We start from the raw sequence: 8,118 nt of genomic DNA on the forward strand, positions 1-8,118 counted from the left end.
TTAACTCCACCTTCAAATGTTGGTTTTGTTGGCTCAACCAAGGAGTCGCCAGATACTCCACCTGTAAAGTCTGGTTTGGCGTGGACTTCTGGCACGCCACTTTGACTACTCAATTCTGGGGTATACTCTGGCAAGGCTTCAGCTACTGCTCCTGGACCATTAACACCACCTTTAAATGCTGGTTTAGACGGTTCAACCAAGGATTCGCCTGATACGCCACCTGTGAAGTCTGCTTTGTCATGGACTTCTGGGACGCCACTTTGACTAGTCAATTCTGGGGTATACTCTGGTAAGGCTTCGGCTACTGTACCTGGGCCATTAACTCCACCTTCAAATGTTGGTTTTGTTGGCTCAACCAAGGACTCACCCGATACTCCGCCTGTGAACTCAGATTTGGCGTGGACTTCTGGCACGCCACTTTCACCACTCGATTCTGGTGTGTACTCTGGTAAGGCTTCAGCTACTGCTCCTAGGCCATTGACTCCACCTTCAAATGTTGGTTTAGTTGACTCGACTAAGGATTCGCCTGATACGCCACCTATGAATTCAGGAATTTCATGAATAGCTGCTTGATTTACTGGTTTTGCAGGAATTTCTGAATTTTCACTAGATGTTAGATCTTGCCCTGTTCCTCTTAAATCTGACTCTAATAAATAGCCAATATAGTCATAGCCTTTAATGTCAATAATCCCTTGAGAGAAACCATCTGCAGACACAAGGGTTTTAGTCTGATCATAAGCTAGCAAGTCCTTGTGTTCAAAAGCAAATACTTGATAAGGTAGTAATAAACTCTTACCTACAGAAGCAATCAATAACACTCCAACTATCTTAGAAGGTTTTTTCTTTGAAAATAGGAAAACCACCAAACTAGCAGTCAAAAGACCAACACCAGCCAAGGGGAAGCTGATAGATCCAGTTTGAGGTAAGACGGCTTGTCCCTGCTTGCGATAAACTAGATAATAGTTATCTTGGCTCAAATCTTGTGGCAATTCATGATGAATGAGTTCACGTTCAGCAGCTGTCAACTCCGATTCTGCTAAATAGTGAAAGGAAACTTGCTTGGTTTCATCAGCCTGAACCAGTTTCGGTTCAAGTGTTCCTCCAATAAAGGCAAGTCCAATCAATACCGAGCTCACTCCCATGCTCAGTTTTCGAATGGCAAATTTTTGTAGCTTTTTTCTATCTTCCATACCAGCTTTGTTCTTGTCCTTAAAGACATCTCCTTTGTTCCGTTTTCATAATCTTATTATAATATTTTGTTGATTTTTTTACAAAATATTTTTGAGATAAATTGATATTTTTTAAATAAAAAAGTGGATCAGCATTGGCTGATCCACTTTTTTAGTCTGGCACATACTCCAATATATCACCTGGTTAGCGACCCAGTTATTAGTAGATAGTTTCAATCATTGAAAAACGTATAGCTTTAGCCTTACCTGTTTTCAGTATTGAAAGATTTACGGGAGTAATCCCAACACGTTCGATTAAATTGCCCAACCGCTTCTAAAATCCAAATTCTACACTTCTTATGAATTAAAATGTATTTCTAGTAAACACTTTTTAATAATCTCAAGATCACTCAACATAATCCAACAAATAGCCATAGCCCTTTTCTTCCATTTGATCCTTTGGGATAAAATGGATGGATAGACTATTGATACAATAGCGTAGACCTCCCTTGTCCTGAGGTCCATCTGTAAAGACATGTCCTAGGTGAGAATTCCCTGTTCGACTTCTGACTTCCGTTCTGACCATATTGTATGACTTGTCTTCCTTATAGGTCGCAACATCTGGACTGATCGGCTGGGTAAAACTTGGCCAACCACAACCCGATTCAAATTTATCTTTCGAAGAAAAGAGAGGTTCGCCAGTCGCAACATCCACATAAAGACCTGCTTCAAATTTATCCCAGTAACGATTTGAAAAGGCACGTTCTGTTTGACCATTTTGAGTCACTGCATACTCCTCTGGAGACAAAAGTTTTTTCAATTCATCGTCGCTCGGTTTTGGATATTGACTTGCATCAATAACAGGATAGGCTGCTTGATTGACATTGATATGACAATATCCATTAGGGTTTTTCTGGAGATAATCTTGGTGGTAGTCCTCAGCCACAATAAAGTTTCTTAAGGCTTCCTTTTCAACCGCTAGAGGTTGGTCGTACTTCTTAGAAACTTGGTCAAAAACTTGATTGATGACTTCTAAATCTTTCTCATCTGTATAGTAGACTCCTGTTCTGTACTGAGTCCCTACATCATTTCCCTGCTTATTCTTACTGATTGGATTGATAATGCGGAAATAATGGAGCAAAATTTCTTTTAAAGAGATTTGATTGGCATCATAGGTCACATGAACAGTCTCAGCATGTCCAGTCTGGCCGATTAATTCATACTGAGTTGTTTCTCCTCTACCATTTGCATAGCCCGAAACAGCATCTGTCACACCCGCTACTCGTGAAAAATACTCTTCGACTCCCCAGAAACAACCTCCCGCTAGATAGATTTCATGTAAGTCAGCATCTTTACTTGGCTCAGTTTTTTTCTTGGCCTTTTGTCCTTGACTAACTGCTGCCTTCTCGATTTGAGTGGTATCTGTGTAGCTTGCGCTCCTTTTTTCCAAAAGAAATAAAAATCCAATAATAATGCAAATGATGATTCCAATGAATACAATTATTTTTAATTTATCATTCATGATGAGCCTCTAAACTATGCTTTTTAGCGTCTGTAAAATAGTTTCCTTGTCCATAAAGCCTGGCTGGGTCTTAACGAGTCTACCTTCCTTATCAATAAAGGCCTGAGTCGGATAAGAACGAACTCCGTAACTCGCCAAAAGTTGTCCCGAAGGGTCTAACAATACTGGTAAATCTTTATAGTCCAAGCCCTGATACCATTTCTTGAAGCCTTCTTCTGCTTGCTCGCCTTTTTGACCAGGAGAAACGACTGTCAAAACAACATAGTCATCGCTTTCTTCTTTAGCCAGCTCATCGGTATCAGGGAGGCTGGCTAGACAAATAGAGCACCAAGATGCCCAAAATTTGAGATAGACCTTTTTGCCTTTATAATCTGATAGGCGATAAGTTTTACCATCAACTCCCGTGAGTTCAAAGTCTGTAACTGCTTCTCCGTTTTTTGCTACCTGAGAGCTAACTTGCGCTTGTTTGTCTCCATTTTGTTTATCAGCCTCGCTTGTTGTCTGATTTTTACAAGCTGATAGACAAAACAAACTAGTGCAGACCAATACAGTTGCTTGCCATGTTTTCATCTTCATCACCTTCTTTTTTGTTATATGAATATAGATATTTACTTTGTAGTTCTATTATATACCTACCTTGCTAAAAATACTTAGAATCTGTTTGGAAAATCATTAAGCTTCTTGATTATAAAAATTCCCACCTGATAAGCAGATGAGAGTTTTGGATTATTTAAAGATAGAAGTTTTAAAGCTATCTGTTTGTTGAAGAAGTTTCTTGAAGACTTTCTCTTTCAAAGCAACAGTATTGTCAAATTTAACAGATCCCTTACTTAGAGTAGCCTTATCTTTATCAACTGCTTCAGCAAATGCGCGTTTCAAGTCTTCATAGCTATTGTATGTTTTACCATCAATTTCAATAGATTGAATTCCTTTTTTAGCCTTAGTCACTACTTCGTCGAAGTATGCTTTCTTCCAATCTTCAAGATTGTTGAATTTTCCTTCAGAAATCTTGTTAATGATGAAGTCATCACCTAGAGTATCTTTTCCAGCTTTTTTAGATTCAGCTTTTAGCATGTTAGAAGCATAGTTTAAGAAGCCTTTTTCGTAGCCATAGTAACCCCAGATTCTGAAGGTATTGTGTTTAAATGACATCGCTCCAGGAGCACCTTCACTTGTGTTCCCACCGTAGATACCTGCAGTAATAGGTACAGTGACATAAGCAGAATCAAAGTCAGTTGGGTTGTAAACTCTGTTGCCTGGACCACGGTTGGTCATGAAGTTATTGGTTACTAAGTCATCTACTGTACGTAAAGGAATAGCTTTTTCCTCATCACTTAAAGGTCTAACCTTATCGAATTGATTCTTGGTGTTATTTCCTCGATATTGCTTATCAACCTTCTTGAACCAAGCGTTGTTTAAATCTTGATTTGCTTTATTAAGGACAGCCTCTCCTTCCAGGTAATCAAGAAGCATGAGAGTATCATTGAAGCCTTTCATGTAACGATCAATTTCTTCACGAGATTTAAGGTCATTTGGATTGGTGTTGTACCATTGGTTTCCATTATTTGGACGTTCGTAGGCCATGTTCAATCCTAGAGCTTTAAAGTCTCCGTTTGTACTAGATTCAGCAGGAGATTGGAGCATACCTTGTGCGAATGCTTCCAAATCAGTACCTTCACGGTGTCTTGAACCACCCAAGTAGACCATACGGTCATTTACGTGAGTTGTTTCGTGGGTAAAGGCTGAAATACCAAAGTCACTAATCATATCGGTAACCATGAAGAAGACAGAGTCATCTTTATATGGATTGGCATAAACACGAGCTACCGCTCCCATACGCCAGTCTGTTGCATGGTAACGTCCTGTAGGTCCGTATAATTCACGAATAGGAGCAACATCTTTACCACTATTAGTGTGACCGTATTTATCAGTACTAATATCTTTATAGTTTTGGTTATCTAAAACAGGGGTTGGAACCATATTGTTGCTCTTCAAGAGTTGATTACGAACTTTATCGATTGATAGACGTGACCAGAAGTCTAGATAATTTTGTTGTCCTTTCGCAACCTTATCAATTTCAGCTTTGAAAGCATTACGTTCTGCTTCAGTATACTTACCATATTTCTCAAATGAACTATAAGCCATTGTATTGTAAGTTGAAATCAAGAACATATGAGCATCTTTCAAGTTCAAGAGTGGCAAGATCATCTTACCGTGCATATCGTTGTTTAATCCTTCATAGGCTCTGTGTTTCTTATCAGCAAACTCAGGAGTTGTTGTTTTTGGTTCCACGATATAGACATTATCTTTAGTTGCTTTAATGAACCAATCATTTAGATCTTTGTCTTCTGTGAATAGACGCATATTATAGTCTAAGAAACTGTTTAACTCGCCTATACCGATAACTCCACCGATAGTTTCGCGATAAGCTTCTAAAGTTCTATCACCTTTAATGTTATTTTCTTTGGAACCAATCTTGATCAAGAAGTCTAACACATTGACATTTTTACCATAGAAGTCTGGTTTGAACAACATGAGTTGCTTGATATTGAAGTTATCAAACTTAACTCCGTAGTAACGATTGAGGTAAGACAAACCAAGAAGAACAGCAGCCTTGTTGTCATCAATCTTCTTGATCAAGGCACGTTTTGCAGCTTCATCTGTGTTTAATTGATGGTCTTCATTTTCAAGCAACTGTTTCACAAATTTAGCCAGATTATCCTTGACTTCTTTGAAGCTTTCTTCTAGGTAAAGATCTTTTATAGCGTTAACTTTATTTGGTCCTGTTCTACCTAGGTGTGTGTAGATAGGATCTGATTGCAATTCTACTGGGCTTAATTTTTCAACGATATCAGTGATGAGATCACTACGGTCTTTGTCAACCATGTTCGGAGTGTAAACAACTTCTCCAAGTTCAGCAATGCTGTACTCTTTCACTTGTTTGACCTTAGAGTCTTTCGGTGAAACAGTAAAGATGTCTTTGGTCTTATCACCATAATGAACCATAATATGGTCAGCGTCAGCTAATTCTGTCACAAAGACATTGCCCTTCATGGCAGTAACAGACAAGACTTCCTTGGTCAAGAGAGGACTTCCTGCAGCCAATTTGTTTCCTTGGTCTACGATCCACTCTTTATTGTAGAATGGTTGCAATTTTTCGATATTACGGTAGGCAAGTTCACGAGAAACGTCGTAACCATCGATTGTTTTGTATTGATCAGCTTTGTTGACAATGTTATTGAGTTTGTCTTCAACAGGTTTGGTGCTTTCAAATTTATCAGCAGTGATTCCCATTGCTTCAATCTTCTTGTCAGCTTCTTCTTGTGAGATGCTAGGAATCTTACGAGAATTCTTGTAAGATTTATTACCCTCACTTACACCCTCAACACTGAAGTTACGTTTTGTTCTTGAATACGTGAAGTAATCATCGGCGTCAATATCCGAGTGACCGAAGACCATCTCACCTGTTTTGACTTTCATCATGGTGATGTTGTCTTCAATAGCACCCAAGGCCCAGTTGGTACCCAGCAAGCCACCAGATTGAACAGCTTCTTTCAGCTCGATAGAACCTTTAGCAACTGAATTTCTGAGAACACCTTCTCTTCCTAGTGTATTGTTATTTCCACCATTTTGAGAAGAATAAACTAATCCTGCAGCTTTTGCCTTGTTACCAGTAATTTCAGCATCAACGTAGGCTTTTTCTACGATACCTTTCCAGTTTTCACCTAGAACACCTGCTAAGTACCAACCTTTATTTCCAGCAGCGTGAATCTTACCGATAAAGGCAACATTACTTACCTTACCACTACCATCAATTTTATTGATAATACCAGCTACATCGTTGCCCCCGATAACATTACCTGTTACTTTAACATTTTCGACAGTCGCATTATTTTTAATAACATTTGCGATTGGTGCTACTCGATCAAATCCAGGCATGTCAATGTTGACATTTTCAAGCAAGAGATTCTTGACAGTACCACCTTCAATGTTACCAAACAATGGTCTCGTAATGTTATGGATGGCAAATTTATTACCTTCTGTACTTTCCAATGTTCCCTTGAAGGCATTGGTTACATAAGACTTGCCAGCTGGTTGTACGTTACTTGCATTCATACTGCTACCAAGCTTAAAGGTACCAGTAGGATTGGCCTGCATTGCTTTTACAAGGTCATTGAAATCGTAATAAACATCACCTTCATGGGCTTTTGGTTTAGCAAAGTAATGGACATATTCCTCTGTAAACTGATTATCTGAGTTACGTTGAACTAGGTCTGGTGCTTTAGCAGTGACTTTGAACAATGCTTTACCATCAACTGTGACTTCTTCAATCTTATCAACAGCAAGTTTTGTCACCTTGTTATCATGAGTTGTCACTTTCAAGTAATAAGGTTTAACATCTGATGGTTTAGCTGACAAGAGACTATTATCAGTTTCTACACCTTGGTCATCAACACTGATAAGGCTGGTTTCCTTGATGTTTTTGACTTCGACTTTTTTGAGGTCGAGTCTTAGTGGTTCTTCCGTGAGAACTACTTCTTCATTCCCATTTCCACGATCGTAAACCATCTTGGTCGCAATCTTGTAGTCCTTGTAATACTTCAAGTTTGTAAGATTTGCAGTCAGGTCTCCTTCAGACATATTGACTGTTTGAAGGCTAGTATCACCATCTTTCAAGACAACTTCAAGAGATTTAATGGTTACACCTGTTGGTTTGACCAATTGGTAACGAACTTTGGCACTACGCTCTAACTCTTCTTTATCTATATGAGTGAGGGTCAACGTTGGCTCAGTCAGGATTTGATCACCTTTTTTGATGATACGATCTTGAACTGCTTCAACAACTTCCTCTGAAATCGTTGGAGCATCTGCGGTTTTCACGCCCTTAAGAGTCTTATAGACTTTGGTAATCTTTTTCTTACCGTTTTGACCAGCTTGAGCAACAACTTCTGTTCCCTTCGGAAGAGTGCTGTCTACTTCTGTTCTTGTCTCGAAAGGAATTTCTTCAAATGAAACTTCTTCAACTTGACCTTCAATAGCCTTGGTACCACGACTAATTTTTTCGTTTACTGGAGCCTTAACAGTTTCTGTACTTGTGCTGATTGGGTCCCCAACTTTTTGACCATTAACAGTTTTATAAACGCGGTGAATTAGCTGACTTCCTGCTTGACCGTTTTGAATCACTGTTTCTTCATCAGTGTAACGAGTATCATCAGCTACATACTCCTTTGTATATGGAACTTCTACAGTTTCAGTTTCCGTGATAGTTGCTTCAGCTACTTTATACTCTGGTAATTCTGGCTGAACTAGGGATTCACCCTCGTGGCCTTCTTCTTGCGTGCCTTTAGCTGTAATCTCGCCGGTGTAAGCTGGCAACTCTGGTTGAACCAAAGATTCGCCTTCGTGGCCTTCTTCTTGCGTGCCTTT

The 8,118-nt window shown here is 39.2% G+C and carries 5 protein-coding genes; all 5 read right to left on the reverse strand.

From position 1 onward, the window contains the following. Positions 1-1,190: SIALI-17 repeat-containing surface protein (locus ADH31_RS09440; RefSeq protein WP_049510423.1), on the reverse strand; the 1,190-nt coding region annotated here is incomplete at its 3' end. 199 nt (positions 1,191-1,389) lie between these two features. Then, positions 1,390-1,497, reverse strand: a complete 108-nt coding sequence (locus tag ADH31_RS10385) for a helix-turn-helix domain-containing protein (RefSeq protein ID WP_414716742.1) — start codon at positions 1,495-1,497, stop codon at positions 1,390-1,392. Between the two features lie 78 nt (positions 1,498-1,575). Next, positions 1,576-2,691 carry a peptide-methionine (R)-S-oxide reductase MsrB gene (msrB, locus tag ADH31_RS09445; protein WP_049510425.1) on the reverse strand — a complete coding sequence of 372 codons (1,116 nt, stop codon included), beginning with the start codon at positions 2,689-2,691 and terminating at the stop codon, positions 1,576-1,578. Positions 2,692-2,700: 9 nt separating this feature from the next. After that, positions 2,701-3,261 carry a redoxin family protein gene (locus ADH31_RS09450; RefSeq protein WP_049510426.1) on the reverse strand — a complete coding sequence of 187 codons (561 nt, stop codon included), beginning with the start codon at positions 3,259-3,261 and terminating at the stop codon, positions 2,701-2,703. A 156-nt stretch (positions 3,262-3,417) separates the two neighbouring features. Then, positions 3,418-8,118, reverse strand: a 4,701-nt coding sequence (locus ADH31_RS09455) for a ZmpA/ZmpB/ZmpC family metallo-endopeptidase (protein WP_049510428.1), incomplete at its 5' end; no start/stop codon positions are given.

Source organism: Streptococcus pseudopneumoniae (assembly GCF_001072375.1).
In the GTDB taxonomy this organism is placed as follows: Bacteria; Bacillota; Bacilli; order Lactobacillales; family Streptococcaceae; genus Streptococcus; species Streptococcus pseudopneumoniae_L.